The organism is Arthrobacter sp. PAMC25284, assembly GCF_019443425.1.
In the GTDB taxonomy this organism is placed as follows: domain Bacteria; phylum Actinomycetota; class Actinomycetes; order Actinomycetales; family Micrococcaceae; genus Arthrobacter; species Arthrobacter oryzae_A.
The window spans coordinates 2,161,093-2,184,126 of the sequence record NZ_CP080382.1 but is presented as its reverse complement, the minus strand read 5'-3'; the positions used below and the strand labels follow the sequence as shown (position 1 = coordinate 2,184,126).

Here is a 23,034-nt window from a genome sequence, read left to right as displayed (position 1 = left end):
AATGTCCTCGTTCGTAGGGGTTGGTGGCGCCGGGCGCCGGCGGCAGGGTGACTAGAAACGCGGCGGCAGAGGGCTGCCGTCGAGAGACCGTTCTTCCACCAGTTTGCCGCCGAGAATGCGTTCGACGGCGGCCCGGCCGAAGACGCCGGATTCCTCGATGGTCTCGTCATCCGCGCTGGGGACGTCATTGGCGTAAAGGGTGGCGGTTGCCGACGCCCGAGCGGGTGCCTTGGCACGGCCGGCCTCGGCCTCAGGGCTGTTGGAAAGTCGCTGGTACAGGCTTTGACGTCCCGGGGAAACCGGTACCGCCGTGGCTGCAACCGGTGCCGCGATGGCTGCAACTGTGGCCGCGGAGGCAGGCGCCGCAGCGGGAACGGTGACGGCCGCCGGCGCAGGCTCCGGTTCGCCCCAACCGTCCGCGGACACGCCAGATGCGTCAGGCGCCTCCGGCACACCAGCCGCGCAGGACGCGGTGACGGCTTTCGCCGGGATCTGGGCGGCAGCCGGTTCGTAGTGCGGAGCGTCCGGCTCGGCGGCGTGTTCAGGAATCGCCGCAGGCTCCGCCTCCGCGGGGGAGCGGCCGACATTCGTCTCGGAGCCCACGGTCCAGATGCCAGCAGACTGCTCGACGGCGCGTGTCCAAGGGTCCTCCGCGGTATCGGGCCCCTGCGGGGCTGCACTTTTGCGGGACGGTGCGGCGGACGCCGGCTTCGGAGCCGTTGCCTTCTTACGGGCGGGAGCGGCAGGGGTTTCCGGCTCGGCCGGGAGTCGCGCTGCGGACGCTTGGGGATCCCAGTCCATGGGGGGGTCCTCGTCCAGCGGCGGGGCGTCCTCATCCCGGGGCGGACCCCAATCGTCATCCGGGTAGGCGTAGGAACCCTCGGCTTCGGCGGGCGTGGCCGGTGCGGTGGCGGGAATCGTCGACGACGAATCGGCAGGCGCGGGCGACGGTTGCGCGGGCAGCGAGGCGGGTGCGGCAGCAGCCACGGCCGGGGCGGACGTGGACGGTTGCGTTACAGGCCGAGCCTCAACTGCTGGGGGCTCGGCCGGCGCCGGGGATGCCGCGGCCGGTGCGGGGACCTCCGCGGCGTTTGACGGGGAGGGCTGCTCCGTCGCGGCCTGCCCGGCGCCTGGCGACTCGACTGGCGCAGGGCCGGCCGCGTGAACGGCCGGTGAATCGATTTGCCGGCTGTCGGGCGCCAGCCCCCAGGCAACATCGGCTGACGCTGCCGGGATATCCCGGCTAGCGGGCGCTTTTGGGTTTGGCTCAGAGCTCGCTGCACCGTGGGCGCCTGCTGCGACGGCCTTGACCTGGCAATCGATGCCGATGGTCTTGTGAATGGCCTGTCGAAGGTTCTCGGCATGATCGGCACGTCCGAAGGCCCCCGCGAGGCCCGACGTAGTAAAGGCCAGGGTCAGGACGTGATCTTCGAAGTGGCCGACCTGCGCATTGGGTTCCACGAGGGCCCAGGTGCTGCGCTTGATTTTCGTCAGCGTCTGCAGAATATCCGGCCAGGCACGGCGGAGGACCTCGACGTCCGCGCCGGAGCCTGGAGCGGGGGCCACGGCCGGGGCGACGGCGGCAGTGCCGGGAGCTTCGGGGGCCGAGGTGGGCCAGGAAGGTTCCGGCCGCGCGGGTACGGGTGCAGGTTGCACGGGCTCAGGTTGCACGCGGGAGGGCGCCGCCGGGGCAGCAGGGACGGGCCCGGCCGGGGCCGGGTTGCCGGAGTGGGCGCCGCCGGTCGCGGCTTTGTCAACGGGCCAGTCACTCGTGCTCACCCGGGGTGCGGTCAATGGCTGGCGGGTGCGCTCGTCGTCGGGCGCGGGTGCGGGTGCCGGTGCAGCCTCAGGCGCCGGCGCGGAAGCGGCCACGGGTGCCGCGGAGGGTGCAGCCTGGGGTGCAGGGCCCTGACCGGAGGCGGGGATCGAAACGTCGGCCTGGGCCGGGCCCGCAGGGGGGGCGGGAGCGGCAGTGGGAGCAGCGGTGGGGCTCGACGTGCCGGGCGCGGGAACGCGAACCGGGGTCCCGACGTCGTTCCCGGCGTAATTCAGCCGGCGTTCCACCCGGTCGATCCGGGCGGCGATGCCGCGTTCGGTCTGTTCCGAGCTGGGCAGCAGGATACGGGCGCACAGCAGTTCCAGGTGCAGGCGGGGCGACGTGGCGCCGGTCATTTCGGTGAGTGCGGTGTTGGTGACGTCGGCGGCACGGGAGAGCTCGGAGGCGCCCAGGTTATGCGCCTGGTTCTGCAGGCGCGCTATCTGGTCCGCCGGCATGCCGCGGAGGATGGACTGGGCGCTCTCGGGCATGGCCTGGACGATGATGAGGTCACGGAAACGCTCGAGAAGGTCCTCGACGAAGCGGCGCGGGTCGTGGCCGGTCTGGACTACACGGTCCACGGCGCGGAAGACTGTGGCGGCGTCGGCGGCAGCGACGGCCTCGACCACATCGTCGAGTAAGGAGGCATGTGTGTAGCCGAGCAGTGCGACGGCGAGTTCGTAGTCCAGGCCCTCCGGACCGGCGCCTGCCATGAGCTGATCCAGGACGGACAGGGAATCACGGACGGAACCGCCGCCGGCCCGAATCACGAGGGAGAGCACACCGGGCGCGACAGGAACATTTTCCTGGGTGCAGAGCAGCTCAAGGTAGGCCATGAGCGGCGCCGGCGGGACCAGCCGGAACGGGTAGTGATGCGTGCGGGAGCGGATGGTGCCGATCACTTTGTCCGGCTCCGTCGTGGCGAAGATGAACTTGATGTGCTCCGGTGGCTCTTCAACGATTTTGAGCAGCGCGTTGAAACCTGCCGACGTCACCATATGCGCTTCGTCAATGATGAAAATCTTGTACCGGTCCCGGACCGGAGCGTAGGTGGCGCGTTCGCGCAGGTCGCGGGCGTCGTCCACACCGCCGTGGCTGGCGGCGTCGATCTCGATGACATCGAGGGATCCCGAACCGCCGCGGGCAAGTCCGACACAGCTGGGGCACTTGCCGCAAGGGGTGTCGGTGGGGCCCTCGGCGCAGTTCAGGCAGCGCGCCAGGATGCGGGCGGAGGTGGTCTTGCCGCAGCCGCGGGGGCCGGAGAAGAGGTAGGCGTGGTTGACGCGGTTCTTGCGCAGAGCCATCATGAGCGGCTCGGTGACGTGCTCCTGACCGATAACGTCCGCGAACGAATCCGGGCGGTATCTACGGTAGAGCGCGGTAGTAACAGTCACAGATAAACCCTACCAATCGGCACAGACATAAAAGACCCCCCATGCACCCGCCAGAGCCCATTTACCCTTGCTACCTTCCGGTCCTGGGGGAGTTCAACAGGATGACGCCACATGAGGGGCCGTCAGCAACTTTACCCGACGATCGGGTGTGCCCCGAATCGGCCCGTCCGGGCTTCAAATTTCCGGGGGGACATGCTCATTTTTTGCGGCCGGGGATGCGCAGAATGGCGCTATGTCCAGGCTAGGCAGGCCCGGCGGGGCATGTCCGGTGGCGGCCGGTGGGGTCCGCGGTGGCGGGCCGGGGGGCATGCTCATTTCTCGGCGCAGGGGATGCGCAGAGTGGGGCTATGTCCATGCGTTGTTGCGGGAGCGGGGCATGTCCCTCCGGGTGGGCCGGAATGCTCAATTGGGCGATGCCGGAAAGTTCAGGTATTCTAGTATCTGCTTTTGATTCAGAAGCTACTGGAGAATTCGCCTAGCGGCCTATGGCGCACGCCTGGAACGCGTGTTGGGTTAACGCCCTCGGGGGTTCAAATCCCCCATTCTCCGCGCTTGGCCCCGGTCCACTGGACCGGGGCCTTTTTGCTGTCCGGATGTCTGGGGGCGCGACGCCCCGCACACCCAACGTTCAGGCCTGAAACCCCAGCCGCCGGAGGCGGTCGCGGGCGGCCTGTTCGCTGGGACCCGTCCGGCCCAGAGCAAGGTGGACGACGGCGAGGGTTCCCCGGGTGGCCAGCGTCACCGGCAGCGGGATAGGGCCGAGCCGGGCGGTCCGGAGGCCGAGCAGATCCCGGTATTTGGGCTCGAGGCTCGTCACGGCGGCGGCGAACAGAACCTGGTAGCCCGGCCTGAGGGACGGGTGCAGGGGAGGGGCACGCAGGAGCTCCACCACCTCGGCGACACGGGAATCGCAGCGGAGTTCGCCGTCGTCGTACCAGCGGTCCAACTGCTGACGCATCTCCGACTCGCTGAGGGGCGGGGCGACGACGCCCATGAGACGGCCCGCCTGGGCCCACTCGCGGACATACGCGTCGGGTCCGCCCGGAATGGGCCGTCCCCAGATCTTATGGGTGGAAAGAAACGCGTCGGTGAAGGCAATGTGGACCCAGCGGAGCAGCTCAGGGTCGTTCGCCGCGTAGTTCCGGGCGACTCCGTGGCCGTCCACAAATCCGCCACGGACGCTTTTATGCAGGCGGAGAACCCAGTCGGAGGCCGTGCGGGCCGCCTCGGTCGAGCCGTAGGACACCGTGAAGATCCACCGGATCGTCCCGGCCAGCCGGCCCAGAGGATCTTCCCGGAAGCGGGAGTGGTCGTGCACCCCGGCCAGTGCCCCGGGATGGAGCGCCTGCATCAGCAGAGCCCGGATGCCCGCAACGATCGTCGGCATGTCTCCATGTACGGCCCACACCGCGGAGCCCGGCAGGTGATATCCGAAGTCGTCGCCTTCCGCAAGGCGCGGCACCCAACCCGGCACCGCATCGCGAGTGCCGGTAAATGTCTGTTTGAGCTCGGTCTGCCATTCCCTGAGGACGTTGTGCATGATCAATTATTGCCCGCCACGGGGGTGCCTGTACTCGCTTCCGGCTGGGGACTACTCGGTCTACGGGCCAGGAGTACTCGAATGACGGAATGGTGGCAAACGGGTGGCGTTGGCTGTTCCCAGGCCTTGTTGGCTGTGTTCACATGGAAGGTGAGTCCGTCGAGTTTATTGGGTCTGGCGGCCATATCGCGGGGGTCGCATCGTGGGAAAACATTGGGGAAACTCATCAGGTGAGCAGCGGGTCATGGCCAGGACGGTTGCCGTGCGTTGGCTGTCCGGCGGCGTCTGCCTTTCCCTGGCGGTTCTGACCTTCGGATTGCAGGGACTGGCCGGCAGCGCGTCATCGTCCAGTCTGCGCGGAGCGTTTACCGCCTCCGGGGCAGTGGGCCCGCAGTCGCTGGATCTCACTGCATTAATGGATTCGGCATTAATGGATACGGCGCAGCCGGTCGCAGGCGCAGCCTTTACTGCTGACGAGCGGGCGCTCGTGGCGTTCAGCCGGTCTGCTGTCGGAACCGCCTCCAAAGAGGGAGTCAGCGGTGAGTTCAATGTCGCGTCAGCCAGCCTGAAACGTCCGGGCGCGGGCACTCTAATGTCCCCGCTGGAAAGCCTTCTGGCATCCTCCCCGTTCGGGCTGCGCACCAGCCCGATCTCTGGCTCCGCCGGCGAATTTCACTGGGGCCAGGACTTCGCTGCAGCATGCGGCACCCGGGTCTATGCCGCCGATTCAGGTGTGGTTCGCGCCGTTGGTTGGCACCCGTGGGGCGGCGGCAACCGCGTGGAAATCGACCACGGAAACGGACTGATCACCACTTACAACCACCTCGAGGCGATCGCCGTCAAGAAGGGCGACTCGGTCCGGGTGGATGAAATCATTGCCAAGGTGGGGACAACGGGCTCCTCCACCGGGTGCCACTTGCATTTTGAGACCATCCTCAACGGAAAGCACGTGAATCCTCAGGACTGGTCGTTACTTCCTACCCGGCAAGTGGACCCGCTCGGTCCGCTGACGATGACCAGCTATGAACCGGACGCTGGCCTACCTGCAAACAACCGGGCGGGCTGGGCTATCCCTGTCAGCGAAAAGCTGACCCATATTGTGGCCGGTGGACTTAATGAACGTCCTGCCGCCGTGGTCGTGGAGGCAGCCACTCAGCCTCCGCCCGTCCCGGTGAAGGGGGGCCAGGTCACGTCGTCACCGACGGCGCCGGGTACGGCCACGCCGCCGGCAAAGGTTACGGCCACGCCGACGCCGGGTCCGGCAACGCCGACTCCGGCCACGCCGACGCCGGGTCCGGCAACGCCGACTCCGGCCACACCGACGCCGGGTACGGCAACGCCGACTCCGGCCACACCGACGCCGGGTACGGCCACAACGACGCCGGGTACGGCCACAACGACGCCGGGTACGGCAACGCCGACGCCGGCCACACCGACGACGTCACCGACGACGACGGGGACGGCAACGCCGCCGCTGACGGCCGGCCCCAGCGGGGCAGCGACTTCACCCGGTGCGTCTGCAACCCCGCCGGCAGCCGCCACACCGTCCGCGACCACGGCACCACCTGCCGCAACGAAGCCCGTCGCCACGACTCAGTCCGCCGCTCCAAGCCAGGCGCCGCCGCCAGCATCGGCCCCGGCCGGTTCGACGGCGGCCAGTGCAAAGGCGGCCACAACCAAGCCTCCGGCGGCTCCGCCCGCCGTTGTGCCTCCGGCGGCTCCGCCCGGTGTCGTGCCCTCGGCCGCGACCACGGTTCCCGGGGCCCCGGCCGCGCCAGTTACGAAGACCGCTGCGACGCCAGGCACGAAATCCGCGACCCCTCAGCCGTCGAAAGCCGCGGCCACGCCGCGTCCATAACGCGAAACCCACCGGTTGACGCTGCCCGGCCACACGGCCGCGAAGCGTCGGCCGGAGCCGCCATAAAGGTACCGACCCATACGGGTACGGATTGGTATCGAATGGCAGGCGTAACCCGTTTTGGGTCGCCGTTCGACTCATAGCCTCCGTGAGGAATTCCCGTATGCCTTCTTTGCACTCCATCCCGCTCACCCTGATCGACGGGAGAACGACGGATTTCGGCCGCTTCAAGGGTGACGTGGTGCTGGTCGTCAACGTCGCCTCCGAGTGCGGCTTTACGGCCCAATACGCTGGACTGGAGGCCCTTTACAACAAGTTCCGCGACCGGGGCTTTCACGTGCTCGGGGTTCCGTGCAACCAGTTCGGCGGACAGGAACCCGGTGCAGGCTCCGAGATCGTCGAGTTCTGCAGCCGGAATTTTGGGGTGTCGTTCCCGCTGACGGCCAAAGCCAAAGTCCGGGGTAAGGACCGCCATCCGCTCTACGCCGAGTTGACCAAGTTCAAGACCGGCATGTTGCCGGGCCTAGTGAAGTGGAATTTCGAAAAGTTCCTCGTGAACCGCGACGGCGAAGTCGTTGGCCGCTTCGCACCGACAGTCGAGCCGGACTCTGCGGCCGTCATCGACGCGATCCAGGCACTGCTGGACTGGCCGTAGACACCGACGTTCGTCCCGCCCGATGAGGAATCGCCTGCACGGACCCGCATACGCCGCCGCCGGGAGACCCGGATTGATGCCTGACGGCTCCCGGCTGGGCGTTCGCCCACGGCGGACATCGGACCCTAGCCCTTCTCTGAACGAGGTCCTAGACTGGCCGAACCCCCTACCCACCGGACGCACTCACGGCCCTGTATGGACTCGCTGTCGTGGTTGCCTCCGGAGCTGTCCTGCGGGGGGTGGATCAGGGAACTTCGTGGATCACAACCGGGCCCAACTGGCCCGTGAAATCTGAAGGAGAAAGATGACAGGGAACAAAGCCGTTGCCTACAAAGCACCCGGCAAGGTTGAACTTATCGACATTGACTACCCAAGCTTCGAACTCAAAGACGGCCCGGGCGTCAACCCGGCGAATGTGGGCCGCCAAGTACGCCATGGCGTCATCCTGAAGACCGTCGCCACGAACATCTGCGGCTCCGACCAGCACATGGTCCGTGGGCGCACCACCGCCCCGAAGGACCTCGTTCTCGGCCACGAAATCACCGGCGAAGTCGTGGAAGTGGGACCGGATGTTGAATTCATCAAGGTAGGTGATATCTGCTCCGTCCCCTTCAATATCGCCTGTGGACGCTGCCGGAACTGCAAGGAGCGCAAGACCGGCATCTGCCTGAACGTCAACCCGGACCGGCCGGGAAGCGCCTACGGCTATGTGGACATGGGCGGCTGGGTCGGTGGCCAAGCCAACTACGTCCTCGTGCCTTACGCGGACTGGAACCTGCTGAAATTCCCGGACCGGGACCAGGCACTGGAAAAAATGATGGACCTGACCATGCTCTCGGACATCTTCCCCACCGGATTCCACGGCGCCGTCACCGCAGGCGTAGGCGTGGGCTCCACGGTCTATGTCGCCGGCGCCGGGCCGGTTGGTCTTGCCGCCGCCACGAGCGCACAGCTGCTCGGCGCCGCCGTCGTCATCGTCGGCGATATGAACACGGACCGGCTGGCCCAGGCACGCAGCTTCGGCTGCGAAACGGTGGACCTGAACGAGGGCGGCCCGCAGGAGCAGATCGAGCAGCTCCTCGGGATCCCCGAAGTCGATTGCGGTGTGGACGCCGTCGGGTTCGAAGCCAAGGGACACGGCCATGGTGCCTCCGAAGCACCCGCGACTGTTCTCAACTCGCTGATGGACATCACTGCCGCCGGCGGTGCGTTGGGCATTCCCGGGCTCTACGTCACAGGCGACCCGGGCGGCATCGACGCGGCCGCCCAGAAGGGCTCGCTGTCGCTCAGCCTGGGCACGGGTTGGGCCAAGTCGTTGAGCTTCACTACCGGCCAGTGCCCGGTGATGAAGTACAACCGTGGGCTCATGATGGCCATCCTGCATGACCGGGTGAGCATCGCGAAGAACGTCAATGCCAAGGCGATCAGTCTGGAAGATGCGCCGAAGGGTTACGCCGAATTCGACGCCGGCGCAGCCACGAAGTACGTCCTGAACCCGAACGGCTACCTGAGCTAGCAGAAACGGCATGGAATCCAGCGGCGCTGCCCTGCCGGGTCAACACCTCGGCAACGGGCGGCGTCGCTGACCCATGCAACTTTTCGAAAATTCCTACCCCCGTTTTCACATTGTTAACCCAATGTCTGGTTGGATAGTGGTTACTGAGAGGGACACTGGAGGCACCGCCTCCACCCAACCAAGAAGGCAGCAATGGAGCTCATCGAGGCCGAACACCCCCGGCCACGGCATTTTCTACTTCATCTAAGCGACCCCCATCTGCTGGGGGGTCCGCAGCCTCTGCACGGCGCGGTGGACAGCGATGCCCTGCTCAGGCAACTCTTCGACGAAGTCCTGGCTTCCGGAGCGCGCCCCGAAGCCGTGGTCTTCACCGGGGACCTGGCCGACCAGGGTGAAGCCGAAGCCTACGTCAAGCTCCGCGCGATCGTAGAGCCCGCGTGCAAGGCCATGGGCGCCAAGGTTATCTGGGCTATGGGGAACCATGATGACCGCGGTAATTTTCGGGCCGGGCTGCTGGACGAGCCCGCGGGCACGGCGCCGGTGGACCGTAGCTATTTCATCAACGGACTGCGCGTCATCACCCTGGACACGTCGGTGCCTGGTTTTCACCACGGCGAGCTAAGCGAAGGCCAGTTGGACTGGCTAGCCGCCGAACTGGCAACACCGGCCCCCGACGGGACGATTCTGGCCCTCCACCATCCGCCGGTACCTTCCGTGCTGGACCTGGCAGTGCTTGTTGAGCTTCGCGGGCAGTCGGCGCTCGCCGGGGTGCTGCGGAACTCCGACGTGCGGGCCATTTTGGGCGGCCACCTGCACTACTCAACGACCGCCACGTTCGCCGGCATTCCGGTCTCCGTCGCTTCAGCCACCTGCTACACCCAGGATTTGAATGTTCCGGTAGGGGGGACACGCGGACGCGACGGTGGTCAGGCGTTCAACCTGGTACATGTATACGAGCACACGATCGTTCACTCGGTGGTGCTCCTGGGGGATACCCCGGACGTCGGTGAGACGGTGGCGGCTGCGGAAGTCCAGCGGCGGCTGGCTCAGGCAGGGGTAAAGATTCCGCGTAAGGCGAAGCTGGAGGACCCGGCCAAGACGCCAGGCGCGCGCCGGATCACGGCCCTTAGCTAGCCGGAGCCCTGCCGGGGCAAACCGCCGACAGCGGTGGCAGCCCCGGCTCCGGCATCACTTTTCCCAGGGCGCCTTGATGGGGTAATACTTCTCCAGGAAGTCCACCACCAACTCGGCCCGCTCCTCGGCGGGTACCTCGGGGAAGCTGCCGTCGTTCAGGCAGACGAAATCCATGTTCCGCTTGGCGAGCAGCTTGGGCAAGTAATTCAGTCCGGCCCGGGCTGTCGTATCGACGTACTTCACTTTCGCGGCGGTTTGGGTGACGGCACGGCCGGTGAGCAACGCGTAGTAGTGGTAGAACGAGTTGGTCACTGAAATGTTGTCCGCCGCACGGAAGGTGCTCGCGGCGGTCTTAGCGAACTCAGCCGGGAACTCCTGTTCCATGGTGGCCGCCACGCTGCGTCGAAGCGGCGTCGCGGTGTGCTCGAGGTGCCGGGTGGTGATCCGGCCGAAACGGTTCCAGAGCAACTTGCGGTTGACGCGGGCCGCGTTCTCAAAACCACTGCGCTCGGCGTCGTTCTCGCCCAGCCCGATCCGCGTTTCCGCCTCGATGAACTTGGTGATGCCGCCCGGGGTGAAGAACATGTCCGGTCCGACGGCCCGGCCGAAGAACATGTCGTCATTGGAATAGAGGAAGTGCTCGGAGAGTCCCTCGATGTGATGCAGCTGGCACTCCACCGCCTGCGAATTGTGCGTCGGCAGCACCGAGGGGTCAGCGAAGAATTCCTCGCTGCGGACAATTGTCACGCTCGGGTGCTCTGCAAGCCAGGACGGAGCAGGCGAATCCGTGGCGATGAAGATCCGCCGGATCCACGGCGCAAACATATATACGGAGCGCAGCGCGTACTTGAGTTCGTCTATCTGGCGGAACCTGGCCTCGTGGTCGTCGCCTTCGCCGACCACGACGCCAGCCATGCGGGCCCGGCGGGCGGCAATGTATTCGGGGGAGGATCCGTCCACCCAGGAGAACACAAGGTCGACGTCGAAGCTGATGTCGCTGGCGTGGTCCGCGAACATGTTCTCAATGGTGGGCCACGTGTGGCCGTAGCGTTCCACGGTGCCGCGCACGGCATCCTGGGCGAGCATGGTGCGCCGGGTCAGCGAGTTCTCGATCGGCAGGATCAGCTGATCCCCTTCGAAGCTCCACAGCTCCAGCTGAACGCCGGCGGAGGCGCCGAACTGGAACCCGCCCTCCGGTTCGACCCGGGGACGGTACAGCCGGAAGATCCGAGCCTGCCGGTTGGGTGACAGCTCGCCGTCGGACACCAGCACGGAGGACTTTTTCTTGGCGTCGACGGTCATGGAGTAGAACGGCTCGTCGTGGCATGCCTCCACGAGCGCGTCGCGGAGTTCCTTCCGGAGCTTCCAGTCCACCGCGATGACGGGCCGGTGATTGTTGCCGCGCACCAGGAGGTAATCAAGGCCGGCGCCGTCCAGCACCGAACGCAGGAACATCAGGTCTTCGACCATGGCCTGATACGGCGTGCGGTTCTCATTGATGAGGGCGTACCGGCCGCGTCGACGGACCACATCCGGCCGGGTCTTGAACCGCGCGACGGCGGCCGCCGACGTGACCTCGTCATGGGCGTCTTCTGACGCCTGACCGCCGTAGTAAATTTCGTCCTGGATTATTGCTTCAGTGATGTCTGTTCTCCGGCGTTCTTTGAGTGCTCTTGCTACCTACTTGCATGATAACTCCCGCCTCAAAATTGCCGGGACACATTAAGCCGCAGCAACGGCGACAATCCGCCGGCCAGGTTCCGGCGGATCCGCCTTTTAACCGGTAATGGCCTTCAGCCAGTGGCGCAGGAAGGCGGCCCCGGCGTCGTCGTGAATCGTGTCCCCGTCCAACCCGAGATCGGCGGCGGTCAGCACCTCATACGGTTTCACGGGGATGCCATCGGCGGGCCGCACATCAACATGCTTAACAGCGTGGTCGTTGTGGTGCAGCCAGTCGGCCATGGCGTAGTCCGTGCGGGAGTCGCCCACCGTGCGCCAGGCCTGCGGGGTGATGCCCTGGGCCGCGAGCAGTTCCACGGCCCGGCTGGCGCCAAGATCCTTGCCGAGCCGGACGGATTCGATGTCTGTGGAGATGATGGTGGGATCCACTCGGTAGTCGATCCGGGCGTCAGAATCGGGGGCATGGTGGTCGAGGCGGACGACGCCCAGACCGTGGCGGGCCATTAGATCCAAGACGTCGGCATCAAAGAGTTCCTGCTCGGCGAGGTAATCGGAACTGGCGATGGCGATGTGCTGCTCCACGGAGACCATTGCCCGTTTCGTTTCGTCGAAGAACATGTGGGCCGAATAGTCCTCGGCCACCAGGCGGCGGACGTCGTCTCCGAAGGAGCCCGGGATGGCGAGCTCCTCGTCGACATGGACCGGACCGGGGCCGGCCGGGGTGTAGCTGAACCAGACGGCGCCTTTCTCGCAGATGGCGTGGATGATCGTTCCGGCCGGCATGCCGGCGGCAATCATGGGCTCCATGACCTGCTCGCGGATGAAGGTGTCCGAACGGCCGGTGTTGAAGATCACCGGGATTCCCGCGACGGCGAGGGCCAGCAGATCGGCGATGATGGCGGGCTGGACATCGCGCGTGACCGGACTTGCCACCGGGCCGTCGACGTCAAGCAACAGGGCCAATGGGGGAGTCTTCATCGGCCGGGCGGCGGACGTCTCAGGTGAAGTCATGTCCCCATTCTGTCAGCCCGCCGATTCCCGGGCCGGTATTTGACGGACAAAAGCCGCGGCCCGCCGTGAGTGTGACAGGTGCGTATTTTCTGTCTGACAAGAGGTTACTGTTTGGCCACAACCTCACGCCGGGCGGGGGCATGGATTCCTTTGCCGGCCTAAGTTCCCTAGGCTGTCAGGGTGATATTTAAAGCTGTGGGCGAGGGACGCCCCTACCCCGACCATGGTTACAGTACCCCCCGGGAATGGGCCGCCCTGCCGCCCCGCCCGGTCCGACTGGATGAACTGGTGACCACCAAGCGGACCCTGGATCTTGAGGCCCTTCTGGCGGAGGACTCAACATTCTTCGGGGACCTGTTTCCGCACGTGGTGGAGTACCGCGGTGTCCTGTACCTCGAGGACGGCCTGCACCGTGCCGTCCGTTCTGCGCTGCATCAGCGCACCGCCATTCACGCGCGGGTCCTGGTGATTGATGGCTAGAGGCCCGGGCGAGCCTCCCGCATTGAACGGGCACCGCGTCGTGACCGGCGCGGACCTGCGGGCCACCTTCGTGGAGCAGGATGACGCCCTGGAAAACCCTGTCCGGTTTCGCCGCAGGATCCTGCACGGAGCCGTCCTTGTGGCGCTCGCAGGTTTGGTTATTGCCGGGATCGTCGTGGCCTTGGCCATTATCAACGGCCAGCTGACGGTCCCGACGCCGGAGCGGAGTAAAGAGGCGTCCTCGCTCTGCCCGGCGGAAACGCATGAGTACCTCCCGCCGGAAAGCGTTACCGTCAACGTCTACAATTCCACGAGCCGTCCGGGCCTGGCACGGGGCGTGGCCGACGAATTTGCCGCCCGCAAGTTTGTGGTCGGCGCCATCGCCAACAAATCGACCGGCTTCCGCGGCGTAGCGCTGGTCGTCTCCGGTGCCGCGGGCCAGTCTGCGGCGTTAAGCGTCCAGCGCCAGGTGCCGGGCTCCGACTACTTCCAGGACGGCCGGGCGGACGCCACCGTCGACGTCATCCTCACCGACGATTTCAAGGAGCTGGCGAAGCCGGAGCAGGTGGACCAGGCGCCCGGCCGGCTCAGCTGCCCGCGCGAGGACCGGCGCCTCGTGGACGAATTCAGCTGGCCCGTTACTCCTGCTGCGGCTTCCCCGGCGAAGTGATCACGCGGCTTGCGCATCAGGTCGCCGGATGGGCTCGGACGGGCCTGCCCTCGGCATCGAACCTGGCGCCCGCCCCCAACTGGATGAACCGCACCGTGCGCCCTAAACGGGCTTCGGCGTCGGACTCCGTGCCCTCGCCGCCGCCGCCGCGCGCTGCGCTGGAGGACAGTGTGCCGTGGATGAGCTGCGCCAGCTGGACAATATCTGCCTCGGGCAGGTAGCCCTGGGCCATGCCGTCCCGGAGAATCCCCCGCAGGAGCGCGCTGAGTTCGCCCACGTGGTCGGCGAGCTTAGCGAAGGATGCCGGCGAGAGGACCGACCCCATGGCGGGCCCGGGCGGCAGATGCCGGCGGCTCAGGTCCTCCACTTGGGTGCGGACGTACAGCGCCAGCTGTTCCACCGGATTATCCAGTGACTCCAGTGATTCGCGCAGGTCCACGAGGAAACGCTCGGTCTCATCCAGGGCGTAGGCGATCAACAGCTCTTCGATGTCCGCATAGTAGTTGTATACGGCGGTACGCCCGATTCTGGCGTGGCGTGCCACATCCGTCATGGTGAGGCCGGGGAGCCCGTGCGTGAACAGCAGCTCCCCGAAAGCGGTCAGGATACGGCGCTGGGTTTCGGCACGTTGCGCGGCGTTACTCTCGGCCGAAATCCTAGGCATGCAGACACTTTACCGTGATCTGTCAGCAAACTGGCTATCACGGCCTGAAGGGCGCCGGACTGCTGTCCTATGTGGCGCAGCCCTCCGGGCCGCAGGCGTCCCCGCCACCGACGGGGCTGACCATTTCCGGCGGGCGGCTGTCCCGCCACGCCTGCTCGAGGGCGGTTGCGAAGGTCTCGGCGGGCTGGGCGCCTGAGAGCCCGAATTTCCGGTCGATCACAAAGAACGGGACGCCGGTGATGCCCAGCGCGCGGCCTTCCTCGAAGTCCAGCCGGACGTCGTCGGCGTATCTGTCGGTGGTGAACAGATCCTCCAGCTCGGTTGCGCCGATTCCGAGGTCCAGCCCCAGCGAGGTTAGGTAGTCCCGGCTCCCGATATCCTTGCCATGCTCGAAGTGGTCGCTGAGCAGGCGTTCCTTTGCGGCGTCCTGCTGCCCGTGCGCGGCGGCGAGGTGGATCAGCCGGTGGGCGGTGAAGCTGTTGGCGACCACGACGTCGTCGAAACGGAAGTTGAGGCCCTCGCCCCTGGCCTGATCCGCCACGTGCGCGAACATTCCGGTCACCTGGGCCGGGGCCATGCCCTTGCGGGTGCTCAGGTAGTCCAGTTCGGTGCCGTCGTAGTGGTCGGGCAGCGACGGGTCCAGCTGGTAGCTGCGCCACTGCACCTCCACAGTCTCGCGGTGCGGGAAGGCCGCCAGCGCGGTCTCGAAGCGGCGTTTGCCGATGTAGCACCAGGGGCAGGCGACGTCGGACCAGATCTCAATCTTCATGCTCGTCACAACCCCGACGCGGCCGGCTCCATTCCCTGGCGGACTGTCGGCTTGGTTACGGGATCCGTCCGAGCGGGCGTTCCATGACAAAGTCGTGCTCCACCGTATTCCCGAGAATGAAGGACTTGGTGCCGACCTGGCGGAAGCCTGACTTCTCGTAGAACCGGATGGCCCGGGCATTCTGGTTGTTCACGCCCAGCCAGAGCCCGCGGGCCCCGGCCGCCGAGGCCGCGTCGATGCTCGCGTGCATGAGTTCGGTGGCAGCGCCCAGGCCGTGGTGGTCGGGATGGACGTAGCACTTGCTGAGTTCCTGACACGGAAGTTCCGTCAGGACCGCAGCCACGTCCTGGTCCTGGGGGGCCTGGGCCACCAGCAGGCTGTAACCCCGCAGCTCGCCGCCTGCATCGATCACCAGGACAGTGGTGTCAGGGTCGGCAAAGTAGCTGCGGAAGCGGGCCTCGCTGAGAGTGCTGGCGAGGTGTGCGGAGATGTCCGCCGGGGACGAGCCTGGCGGACAGGCCAGCGGAAAGGTCACTGCTGCCAGCGCGGCAAGCCTGCCGGCGTCGTCCGCGGTTGCCGTTCGGATTACGTGCGTCATGTCAGAACCCTAATCCGGAAGGCGCCGCCTTCGCTTCGTTAAGCGCCATTGCGTCAGGCTGCAGGAGTCCCCGGCCCTGGTCCCGATCTCGGGCGCCCGGTCCGCTCGCTCCCGGGTGGCGTCGGAGGACCCTTCCGGATGGAGCAGCGTCGCCCGGATGAAGGCGTAGCGGGCATGCCGCGATTCATCCCGCATCCGCTGGACGATGCTGGCGAGGACAGGGGGCTCGGCCGAAAGTTCGACGATGCGCCCCAGCTGAAAGAGGGCATCGATCCGCCACAGCAAGGCCGAGGCCAGGACCTCATCCTCGCCCGTCAGCCGGCCAAGCTGGGTGGCACGCTCGGCGATGGCCAGCCGTTCGGCCACATGCTCCGGGCTGAGGAATCTGGCGTGCTGGGCGTGGAGCTCCAAAAATGCGGCGTCGGGGTCGACCAAAGGTGAGTTCCCAGCCGATCACGTGCCCCTGCGGCGACCACGCCGCTACATAGGGGTGGTGGACTTCCTCACCCCGTCCGTGATCGTGCCTGGCGGCAGCCTCGGCCAGGCCGGCGACCACCTCATGGCCGGGGTGCGTGAAGTGGTCTACCGGCGCTCGCTGCCGCTGGCCAGAACCCATCTGCGGATCAGCCTGTCGATGGTAGGCGATCAGGCGGCGATCCTCGGCGCCAGCCAGATGGTCACCCAGCATGTGCTCTCGCCTGACCTCATCGAAGCGACCCTGCAGGCGACGGGTTGACGCGGGCCGGGACCGGGCCCCAAGCGACGTCATAATCGGCGCCGGTTCAGGCACGTGATAGCAATGGGTCTGATGAAAACATATTTTTGCGTGCCGGCCACGCCGTGGCACCCATGAGCGCCAACGTCCTGGCGAAGCTGCCGCGCAGCTGGATCCTGTTGGCGGCAATCGGCCTCATTGCCCTGAATATGCGGGGTCCTTTCATCGCCGTGGCGCCGGTCGTCGGCGAGATCCAAAGCGATCTCGGTTTCACCGCGGTGGAGCTGGGTTTCCTGACCGGGATCCCGGTGCTGTGCTTCGCCCTGGCCGCGCCGCTGGCGGCCCTGACAGGGCGGAGGCTCGGCCCGGAGGCCGCGATCACGCTGACGCTGCTGGGGGTGCTCGCCGGCGTGCTGGTGCGTTCCTCGGGCGACGGCGCTCTCGTGATGATCGGCACTGTCATGATCGGCCTGGCCATCACCATCGGCAACATCGTCGTCCCGCTGATCATCCGGCGTGATTTCGCTCCGGCGAGGCAGGGCACTGCGATGGGTATCTACACTGCGGCCCTGAACATCGGATCCTTCCTGACCTCCATGGTGACGGCGCCGCTGGCCGAACTGTTTGGGTGGCGGCTGGCGCTGGCCGCCGGTGGGCTCTTCGCCGTCGCCGCCGGGGCGGCGTGGCTGGTGGCCGTCGGCCGCCGGGCCTTCATCCCGGAGGCCATCGCGCTTCCGGACCCGGCGCAGGCCGCCCTGCCGCCGGCGTCGCGCTGGATCACGGTGGCCCTGACAGCGGGGTTCGCGGGGCAGGCGTTCTCGTATTACGGGGTTACTGCGTGGCTGCCCAGCCTGCTGGCGGACGAACTGGGGATGGCGCCCTCGGCGGCGGGCGCCGCATCTTCGCTCTTCCAGATCCTGGCCATCGCCGGCGCGCTGGGGATTCCGTTCGCGGCCCGATACGCCAGCCCGCGGAATGCCGGCCTCGGGTTGGGGCTGTTGTGGCTGACCGTTCCGCTGGGCCTGATGTTGGCGCCGCAATTGTGGTGGCTGTGGTCCTCGCTCGGCGGCATCGCCCAGGGCGGAGGCATCACGCTGATCTTCATCGCGATCATCCGGCTGGCCCGGGACCAGGCCTCGGCGGGCCGAATGTCCGCCGTCGTCCAGGGCGCGGGGTATTCCGTCGGCGCGCTCGCCCCCACCCTGCTGGGTGCCGCGCACGGGGCAAGCGGCACCTGGACTGTTCCCTTGCTGCTGATCCTGGGCTCCGTAACAACCTTCATTGTGGGAACCGCACTGTCCCTGCGGCACGTGCCGTCGCCGCGCTGACGCCGGCCCCCGCACCCGCGCGCCGACCAGCTCCTCGCCGTCGAGCGAATTGATGAGGCATTCCCGCGCTTGAGGTGTGCCGCCCTGGTGCGCTGGAACCACAGTTGAGGCCCATGCCCTTCGTGGACATGGGCCTCAACTGGGGTCCCGACGCCGTTGTCGGTGTCGTAGACGAGGTGTTCCGTCGCTGGGCTGCCACCCGGATTTCGGGCTGCCTGTTGCGAAGGGCGGGCAGCCCAGCTGACGGAAATCTGGTGCTGACGCGACCGGCTGCGCCGGCCCCGCCAGCCAAGGCGGCGGTTACGCCGGCACGAGCGAGGGGTCCTCGCGGAGAACCTCAACGCCGTCGCGGGCCTCGTGCAGGAACCGGTCGTACGCGGGGAGGGTCAGGAAGGCCGGGAAGTCGGCGCCGAGCGTGACTTCCTCAAAGATGTCCCGCGCATCGGCGAACCTGTCCCCTTCGAAGCGCTCCAACCGGGCGAACTCCTCGTCCAGCATGTCTTCCACTCCTTCGCGGGTTATGACGTCGCCCGTGTCCGTGATGGCGCGGGAGAAAATCCACTGCCACAGCTGGGACCGGGAGATCTCCGCGGTCGCGGCGTCCTCCATCAGGTTGTGGATGGCGACAGCGCCGTTGCCCCGGAGCCAGGACTCGATGTAGCGGATGCCGACTTCGATGTTGTTCCGGATGCCCTGGTCGGTGATGGTGCCGGTGGAGGCGGCGATGTCCAGCAGCGCACGGTCGTCCGGGATGACGTCCTCGCGGAGCCGGTCCAGCTGGTGCGGACGGTCGCCGAGGACGCCGTCGAACACCTCGAGGCAGACCGGAACCAGGTCCGGGTGGGCCACCCACGAGCCGTCGAAGCCGTCGCCGGCCTCCCGGGTCTTATCTGCACGGACCTTCCCGATCGCAATGGCGTTCGCTTCCGGATCCTTGCGGTTGGGCACGGCCGCGGCCATTCCGCCGATCGCCATGGCACCGCGCTTGTGGCAGGCGCGGACCAGTTGCTCGGTGTAGGCGCGCATGAACGGCTGGGTCATGGTGACCTGGCCGCGGTCCGGGAGCACGAAGCGGGCGCCGCGGGTGCGGAAGTTCTTGATCAGGGAAAAGATGTAGTCCCACCGGCCGGCGTTCAAGCCCGCAGCGTGGTCGCGGAGCTCGTAGAGGATTTCCTCCATTTCGAACGAGGCCGTGATGGTCTCGATCAGCACCGTAGCGCGGATGGTGCCCTGCGGGATGCCCAGAAGGTCCTGGGCGAGGATGAAGATGTCATTCCACAGCCGGGCTTCGAGGTGGTTTTCAATCTTGGGCAGGTAGAAGTACGGCCCCTTGCCCTGGGCTATGAGACGCCGGGCGTTGTGGAAGAAGTACAAGCCGAAGTCCACAATCCCGCCGGCGATCGGCGTGCCCCCAATGAGCATGTGCTTCTCCGGCAAGTGCCAGCCCCGGGGCCGGACAACAATGGTGGGCAGGTCTTCGGCGGCGCGGAGCTTGTATTCCTTGCCCTCCGGCGAGGTGAAGTCGATCCGCCGCTCCAAGGCATCGGTCAGGTTCAACTGGCCCTGGATCACGTTGCGCCAGGACGGGGTGGAAGAATCCTCCATGTCCGCGAGCCAGACCTTCGCACCGGAGTTGAGGGCGTTAATTGTCATCTTCTTGTCCACCGGGCCGGTAATTTCGACGCGACGGTCCTGAAGTCCCGGGGCCGGGGGAGCGACGCGCCAGTTGGGATCATTGCGGACCGATTCGGTCTCGCGCAGGAAGCGGGGGTCCTGTCCCTTGGTGATCTGCGCGCGGCGGTCCCGGCGGGCCTGCAGCAGCTCCAGCCGCCGTGCCGCGGTGGCCTTGTGCAGCTGTGCAACGAAGGCCAGTGCGTCCGGGGTGAGGACCTCGCTCTGGCGGCAAATGGGCTGGGCCGTCAGGGTCACACCGTTGATGGTGAAGTTGTCAGTGAAGCTGTTCATTTCAATACTCCTAAAAGCAAGAAGGAAGTTCGACGGCGGGTGGCCAGGTGACGTCTGCGCGAGGCTGAAGGTGCCGGTGTTGCGGCAGCCTGCGTAAAAGGGGCCCTGTGTCCGGGTCTGACCTCGCTCAGCGAGGTCAGACCCGGACATGGGGAATAGCAGGCAGAGCAATGCCGGACCGAAGGCCGGACCCAGGCGCCGCCGTCGTAAGCGTTAGTGGAACTGGCCTTCTTCGGTGGATCCCACCAGGGCCAGCGTGGACGCGTTCGGGTTGAGCGCGGTGGCAATATCGTCGAAGTAGCCGGTGCCGACTTCGCGCTGGTGCTTGGTTGCGGTGTAGCCGCGTGCTTCGGAGGCGAATTCTTTTTCCTGCAGTTCGACGTAGGCGCTCATGCCGTCCCGGGCGTAGCCGTGGGCGAGATCGAACATCGAGTAGTTCAGGGCGTGGAAACCGGCCAGAGTGATGAACTGGAACGTGAAGCCCATGGCGCCGAGTTCGCGCTGGAACTTAGCGATGGTGGCGTCGTCGAGGTGCTTGCGCCAGTTGAAAGACGGCGAGCAGTTGTAGGAGAGCATCTGGTCGGGGAAGTCGGCCTTGACGGACTCGGCGAACTTGCGGGCCAGCTCCAGGTCCGGGGTGCCCGTTTCCATCCAGATCAGGTCCGCGTACGGGGCGTAGGCCTTGGCGCGGGCGATGCAGGGCTCGACTCCGTTGCGGACCTTGTAGAAGCCCTCCGGGGTGCGGACCGGCTGCCCACCTTCGCGGAGGATGAATTCCTGGTCCCGCTCGTCGACGTCGGAGGTGATCAGGGTGGCCGCCTCGGCATCGGTGCGGGCGATGATGACCGATGGGGTGCCGGCGACGTCGGCGGCAAGCCGGGCAGCGTTCAGGGTCCGGACGTGCTGCTGGGTCGGGATGAGGACCTTGCCGCCGAGGTGGCCGCACTTCTTTTCCGACGCGAGCTGGTCTTCCCAGTGAACGCCCGCGGCGCCGGCCTGGATCATGGACTTCATCAGCTCGTAGGCATTCAGCGGGCCGCCGAAGCCGGCCTCGGCGTCGGCGACGATCGGCACCATCCAGTCCTCGACCGTCTGGATGCCCTCGGAGAATTCGATCTGGTCGGCGCGGAGCAGCGCGTTGTTGATCCGGCGGACCACGGTGGGGACCGAGTTGGCCGGGTAGAGGGACTGGTCCGGGTAGGTGTGGCCGGAGTTGTTGGCGTCCGCGGCGACCTGCCAGCCGGAGAGATAGATGGCGCGCAGTCCGGCCTTGACCTGCTGCACGGCCTGGTTACCGGTCAGTGCGCCGAGGGCGTTTGTGTACTGGCCGGTGCTGTGCTCTTCGGTGAGCTGCTTCCACAGCTTTTCCGAGCCGCGGCGGGCCAGCGTGTGTTCTTCGGAGACCCGGCCGCGGAGGCGGACGACGTCGGACGCCTTGTAGTCGCGGGTGATACCTTCCCAGCGCGGGTTGGCAGCCCACTCGAGCTCCAGTGCTGCTGCCTGCTGCTGGGGAGTCTGCTGGGTGGGCTCAAATGCTGAAGTCATCGTTGTCTCCTTGTTGGGGTCCGGCCCGCAGGGCCCGGACCCGGCCTGAGCTGCTTTCATGCAGTTCGTGACGGCGGGTCCGGAGGGCGTTTCTTTTCGTAAGACCTACTTTTCTGCACTTTCACGGGGTTTGCCAGAGCAGAATGATGGAAAGAAATGCACTTCTTCGCGTATTCTCAAGAAATGCACCCTGCCAGCTGGAACAGCCCGTCATCGCCGCCCGCCCCTGCCGCCGCGGTGGAAGTGGACGTCATCAGCATGGGCCGCCGCGTCCGGCACCTGCGGAAAGCGGCGGGACTTACGCTCGATGACCTGAGTGCCGCCGTCGGGACCGCCCCGAGCCAGTTGAGCCTGATCGAAAACGGCAAGCGGGAACCCAAACTCGGGCTCCTGCAGCAGCTCGCCGCAGCGCTCGGGACGAGCATCGATGAACTCCTCGGCGCCGAACCGCCCAACCGCCGCGCGGCCCTGGAGATTGAACTCGAACGCTACCAGCGCAGCCCAATTTACGAGTCGCTGAACCTGCCGAAAATCCGCATCAGCTCGCGGCTTCCGATGGACGTGCTGGAGTCCATGGTGGGCCTGCAACATGAGCTTGAGCGCCGGCTCAACGAGCAGGTCGCGACGCCGGAGGAGGCACGCCGCGCCAACGGTGAGCTGCGGGCCATGATGCGGAAACGGAACAACTACTTTCCGGAGTACGAAGCGGAAGCGCTGAAGGTCCTTGCCGCGGTGGGCCACACGAGCGGTCCGCTGTCCCACCACATCATCGCGGACATTGCCGGGCACCTCGGTTTCAGCCTCCACCACGTGGGGGACCTGCCACATTCCACCCGCTCGGTGACCGATCTAAAGAACCGCCGAATTTACCTCACCCAGGGCGGCAGGAGCGATCACGACCCCCGGTCGGTGCTGCTGCAGGCACTCGGCCACTACGTCCTGGGCCACCAGACTCCCACCAACTATGGCGATTTCCTGATGCAGCGAGTGGCCACGAACTACTTCGCCGCGGCCCTTTTGCTGCCAGAACAGGCCACTGTGGAATTCCTCCAGCGGGCCAAAGAGGCCAAGGAAATCGCCGTCGAAGACATCCGGGACGCCTTCGCGGTCTCCTACGAGACGGCCGCTCACCGCTTCACCAACCTCGCCACGCAACACCTGGACATCCGGACGCATTTCCAGAAAACCCACAAGAGCGGCATCATCTACAAGGCCTACGAGAACGACGGCGTGACGTTTCCGCAGGATCACACCGGCGCCATCGAGGGCCAGCCCTCCTGCAAGAACTGGACCTCGCGGGTGGTCTTCGACGTACCGGACAAATTCAGCGCGTACAACCAGTACACGGACACTCCGGCCGGGACGTATTGGTGCACGGCCCGGACCGAGGGTTCCGCCAACGGCGAGTTTTCCCTCTCCGTGGGCGTGCCCTACGCGCAAGTGAAGTGGTTCCGGGGCCGGGACACCACCGAACGGTCCAAATCCACGTGCCCGGATGAGAGTTGCTGCAAACGACCGCCCGCGTCGCTCACCGCGGAGTGGGCGGGGAACGCCTGGCCCTCGGCCCGGGCCCACTCGCACCTGCTCGCCGCGATGCCGCCCGGCGCCTTCCCCGGCGTGGACGAGACCGAGGTCTACTCATTCCTGCAGGCCCACTCCGGGAGCTGACCACGCCCCGCACGCTCCCGCACTTTCG

The 23,034-nt window shown here is 66.5% G+C and carries 19 protein-coding genes, 1 tRNA gene, 1 other RNA gene and 2 pseudogenes; 10 read left to right on the top strand and 13 right to left on the bottom strand.

The window, feature by feature from the left end; all coding sequences use genetic code 11:
- Positions 1 to 51: 51 nt before the first annotated feature.
- Positions 52 to 3,210 (bottom strand): DNA polymerase III subunit gamma and tau, encoded by a 3,159-nt coding sequence (locus tag KY499_RS10085; protein WP_123256730.1) that lies wholly within the window; start codon positions 3,208 to 3,210, stop codon positions 52 to 54.
- 27 nt (positions 3,211 to 3,237) lie between these two features.
- Positions 3,238 to 3,334, bottom strand: an RNA gene (ffs, locus tag KY499_RS10080) — signal recognition particle sRNA small type.
- A 340-nt stretch (positions 3,335 to 3,674) separates the two neighbouring features.
- On the opposite strand from ffs, the gene KY499_RS10075 reads away from it, so the two are divergent.
- Positions 3,675 to 3,759: transfer RNA gene (locus KY499_RS10075), tRNA-Ser, on the top strand.
- A 79-nt stretch (positions 3,760 to 3,838) separates the two neighbouring features.
- Here KY499_RS10075 and KY499_RS10070 read toward each other — a convergent pair.
- A complete protein-coding gene (locus tag KY499_RS10070) occupies positions 3,839 to 4,750 on the bottom strand; it encodes an oxygenase MpaB family protein (protein ID WP_123256857.1) in 912 nt (303 codons plus the stop codon).
- A gap of 244 nt (positions 4,751 to 4,994) precedes the next feature.
- Between KY499_RS10070 and KY499_RS18575 the strand changes: the two are divergent.
- Positions 4,995 to 5,648, top strand: a pseudogene (locus KY499_RS18575) (M23 family metallopeptidase); the annotation flags it as partial.
- 254 nt (positions 5,649 to 5,902) lie between these two features.
- On the opposite strand, the gene KY499_RS18225 reads toward KY499_RS18575, so the two are convergent.
- Positions 5,903 to 6,340, bottom strand: a complete 438-nt coding sequence (locus KY499_RS18225) for a hypothetical protein (protein ID WP_258191128.1) — start codon at positions 6,338 to 6,340, stop codon at positions 5,903 to 5,905.
- Positions 6,341 to 6,343: 3 nt separating this feature from the next.
- Positions 6,344 to 6,556, bottom strand: a complete 213-nt coding sequence (locus tag KY499_RS18220; RefSeq protein WP_123256731.1) for a hypothetical protein — start codon at positions 6,554 to 6,556, stop codon at positions 6,344 to 6,346.
- Between the two features lie 215 nt (positions 6,557 to 6,771).
- On the opposite strand from KY499_RS18220, the gene KY499_RS10060 reads away from it, so the two are divergent.
- The 3 genes from KY499_RS10060 (at position 6,772) to KY499_RS10050 (ending at position 9,913) form a co-directional block, all read left to right on the top strand.
- Positions 6,772 to 7,263, top strand: a complete 492-nt coding sequence (locus tag KY499_RS10060) for a glutathione peroxidase (protein WP_123256732.1) — start codon at positions 6,772 to 6,774, stop codon at positions 7,261 to 7,263.
- Between the two features lie 304 nt (positions 7,264 to 7,567).
- Positions 7,568 to 8,779, top strand: coding sequence for a formaldehyde dehydrogenase, glutathione-independent (gene fdhA / locus KY499_RS10055; RefSeq protein ID WP_123256733.1), 1,212 nt, complete (start codon positions 7,568 to 7,570; stop codon positions 8,777 to 8,779).
- 192 nt (positions 8,780 to 8,971) lie between these two features.
- The gene (locus KY499_RS10050; protein WP_123256734.1) at positions 8,972 to 9,913 is read left to right on the top strand and encodes a phosphodiesterase; all 942 of its coding nucleotides are present in this window, start codon (positions 8,972 to 8,974) and stop codon (positions 9,911 to 9,913) included.
- 54 nt (positions 9,914 to 9,967) lie between these two features.
- Here KY499_RS10050 and KY499_RS10045 read toward each other — a convergent pair whose 3' ends face one another.
- Both KY499_RS10045 and KY499_RS10040 read right to left on the bottom strand, forming a co-directional pair.
- Positions 9,968 to 11,542: a stealth family protein gene (locus KY499_RS10045; protein ID WP_375141145.1), complete on the bottom strand. Its 1,575-nt coding sequence runs from the start codon at positions 11,540 to 11,542 to the stop codon at positions 9,968 to 9,970.
- Between the two features lie 147 nt (positions 11,543 to 11,689).
- Positions 11,690 to 12,604 (bottom strand): hypothetical protein, encoded by a 915-nt coding sequence (locus tag KY499_RS10040; protein WP_123256735.1) that lies wholly within the window; start codon positions 12,602 to 12,604, stop codon positions 11,690 to 11,692.
- A gap of 180 nt (positions 12,605 to 12,784) precedes the next feature.
- Between KY499_RS10040 and KY499_RS10035 the strand changes: the two genes are divergently transcribed.
- Positions 12,785 to 13,084, top strand: a complete 300-nt coding sequence (locus tag KY499_RS10035; protein ID WP_123256736.1) for a type II toxin-antitoxin system VapB family antitoxin — start codon at positions 12,785 to 12,787, stop codon at positions 13,082 to 13,084.
- Positions 13,077 to 13,754, top strand: coding sequence for a LytR C-terminal domain-containing protein (locus tag KY499_RS10030; RefSeq protein ID WP_123256737.1), 678 nt, complete (start codon positions 13,077 to 13,079; stop codon positions 13,752 to 13,754). Before KY499_RS10035 ends, KY499_RS10030 begins: the two co-directional genes overlap by 8 nt.
- Before the next feature lie 16 nt (positions 13,755 to 13,770).
- On the opposite strand, the gene KY499_RS10025 is transcribed toward KY499_RS10030, so the two are convergent.
- The 4 genes from KY499_RS10025 to KY499_RS10010 all read right to left on the bottom strand — a co-directional run bounded on the left by KY499_RS10025 (position 13,771) and on the right by KY499_RS10010 (position 16,220).
- On the bottom strand, positions 13,771 to 14,418 hold the full coding sequence (locus tag KY499_RS10025) for a TetR/AcrR family transcriptional regulator (protein WP_123256738.1): 648 nt from the start codon (positions 14,416 to 14,418) through the stop codon (positions 13,771 to 13,773).
- A gap of 67 nt (positions 14,419 to 14,485) precedes the next feature.
- Complete coding sequence (locus KY499_RS10020; protein WP_123256739.1) at positions 14,486 to 15,187, bottom strand: DsbA family oxidoreductase; 702 nt, start codon at positions 15,185 to 15,187, stop codon at positions 14,486 to 14,488.
- Positions 15,188 to 15,242: 55 nt separating this feature from the next.
- Complete coding sequence (locus KY499_RS10015; protein ID WP_123256740.1) at positions 15,243 to 15,785, bottom strand: GNAT family N-acetyltransferase; 543 nt, start codon at positions 15,783 to 15,785, stop codon at positions 15,243 to 15,245.
- 9 nt (positions 15,786 to 15,794) lie between these two features.
- The gene (locus KY499_RS10010) at positions 15,795 to 16,220 is read right to left on the bottom strand and encodes a hypothetical protein (RefSeq protein WP_123256741.1); all 426 of its coding nucleotides are present in this window, start codon (positions 16,218 to 16,220) and stop codon (positions 15,795 to 15,797) included.
- Positions 16,221 to 16,275: 55 nt separating this feature from the next.
- On the opposite strand from KY499_RS10010, the pseudogene KY499_RS10005 reads away from it, so the two are divergent.
- A pseudogene (locus tag KY499_RS10005) lies at positions 16,276 to 16,521 on the top strand (sugar kinase); the annotation flags it as partial.
- A 113-nt stretch (positions 16,522 to 16,634) separates the two neighbouring features.
- A complete protein-coding gene (locus KY499_RS10000; RefSeq protein WP_123256859.1) occupies positions 16,635 to 17,828 on the top strand; it encodes a CynX/NimT family MFS transporter in 1,194 nt (397 codons plus the stop codon).
- 300 nt (positions 17,829 to 18,128) lie between these two features.
- Here KY499_RS10000 and aceB read toward each other — a convergent pair whose 3' ends face one another.
- Positions 18,129 to 19,793 carry a malate synthase A gene (gene aceB / locus KY499_RS09995; protein WP_123256742.1) on the bottom strand — a complete coding sequence of 555 codons (1,665 nt, stop codon included), beginning with the start codon at positions 19,791 to 19,793 and terminating at the stop codon, positions 18,129 to 18,131.
- Between the two features lie 213 nt (positions 19,794 to 20,006).
- Positions 20,007 to 21,338, bottom strand: a complete 1,332-nt coding sequence (gene aceA, locus KY499_RS09990; RefSeq protein ID WP_123256743.1) for an isocitrate lyase — start codon at positions 21,336 to 21,338, stop codon at positions 20,007 to 20,009.
- 156 nt (positions 21,339 to 21,494) lie between these two features.
- Between aceA and KY499_RS09985 the strand changes: the two genes are divergently transcribed.
- Positions 21,495 to 23,006: a helix-turn-helix transcriptional regulator gene (locus KY499_RS09985; RefSeq protein WP_123256744.1), complete on the top strand. Its 1,512-nt coding sequence runs from the start codon at positions 21,495 to 21,497 to the stop codon at positions 23,004 to 23,006.
- Positions 23,007 to 23,034 lie beyond the last annotated feature (28 nt).

Coding starts and splice junctions, on each gene's coding strand:
- KY499_RS10070 (WP_123256857.1), bottom strand. CDS start 4,750: ATGCACAACGTCCTCAGGGAATGGCAGACCGAGCTCAAACAGACATTT.
- KY499_RS10060 (WP_123256732.1), top strand. CDS start 6,772: ATGCCTTCTTTGCACTCCATCCCGCTCACCCTGATCGACGGGAGAACG.
- fdhA (WP_123256733.1), top strand. CDS start 7,568: ATGACAGGGAACAAAGCCGTTGCCTACAAAGCACCCGGCAAGGTTGAA.
- KY499_RS10050 (WP_123256734.1), top strand. CDS start 8,972: ATGGAGCTCATCGAGGCCGAACACCCCCGGCCACGGCATTTTCTACTT.
- KY499_RS10040 (WP_123256735.1), bottom strand. CDS start 12,604: ATGACTTCACCTGAGACGTCCGCCGCCCGGCCGATGAAGACTCCCCCA.
- KY499_RS10030 (WP_123256737.1), top strand. CDS start 13,077: ATGGCTAGAGGCCCGGGCGAGCCTCCCGCATTGAACGGGCACCGCGTC.
- KY499_RS10025 (WP_123256738.1), bottom strand. CDS start 14,418: ATGCCTAGGATTTCGGCCGAGAGTAACGCCGCGCAACGTGCCGAAACC.
- KY499_RS10020 (WP_123256739.1), bottom strand. CDS start 15,187: ATGAAGATTGAGATCTGGTCCGACGTCGCCTGCCCCTGGTGCTACATC.
- KY499_RS10015 (WP_123256740.1), bottom strand. CDS start 15,785: ATGACGCACGTAATCCGAACGGCAACCGCGGACGACGCCGGCAGGCTT.
- KY499_RS10000 (WP_123256859.1), top strand. CDS start 16,635: ATGAGCGCCAACGTCCTGGCGAAGCTGCCGCGCAGCTGGATCCTGTTG.
- aceB (WP_123256742.1), bottom strand. CDS start 19,793: ATGAACAGCTTCACTGACAACTTCACCATCAACGGTGTGACCCTGACG.
- aceA (WP_123256743.1), bottom strand. CDS start 21,338: ATGACTTCAGCATTTGAGCCCACCCAGCAGACTCCCCAGCAGCAGGCA.
- KY499_RS09985 (WP_123256744.1), top strand. CDS start 21,495: ATGCACTTCTTCGCGTATTCTCAAGAAATGCACCCTGCCAGCTGGAAC.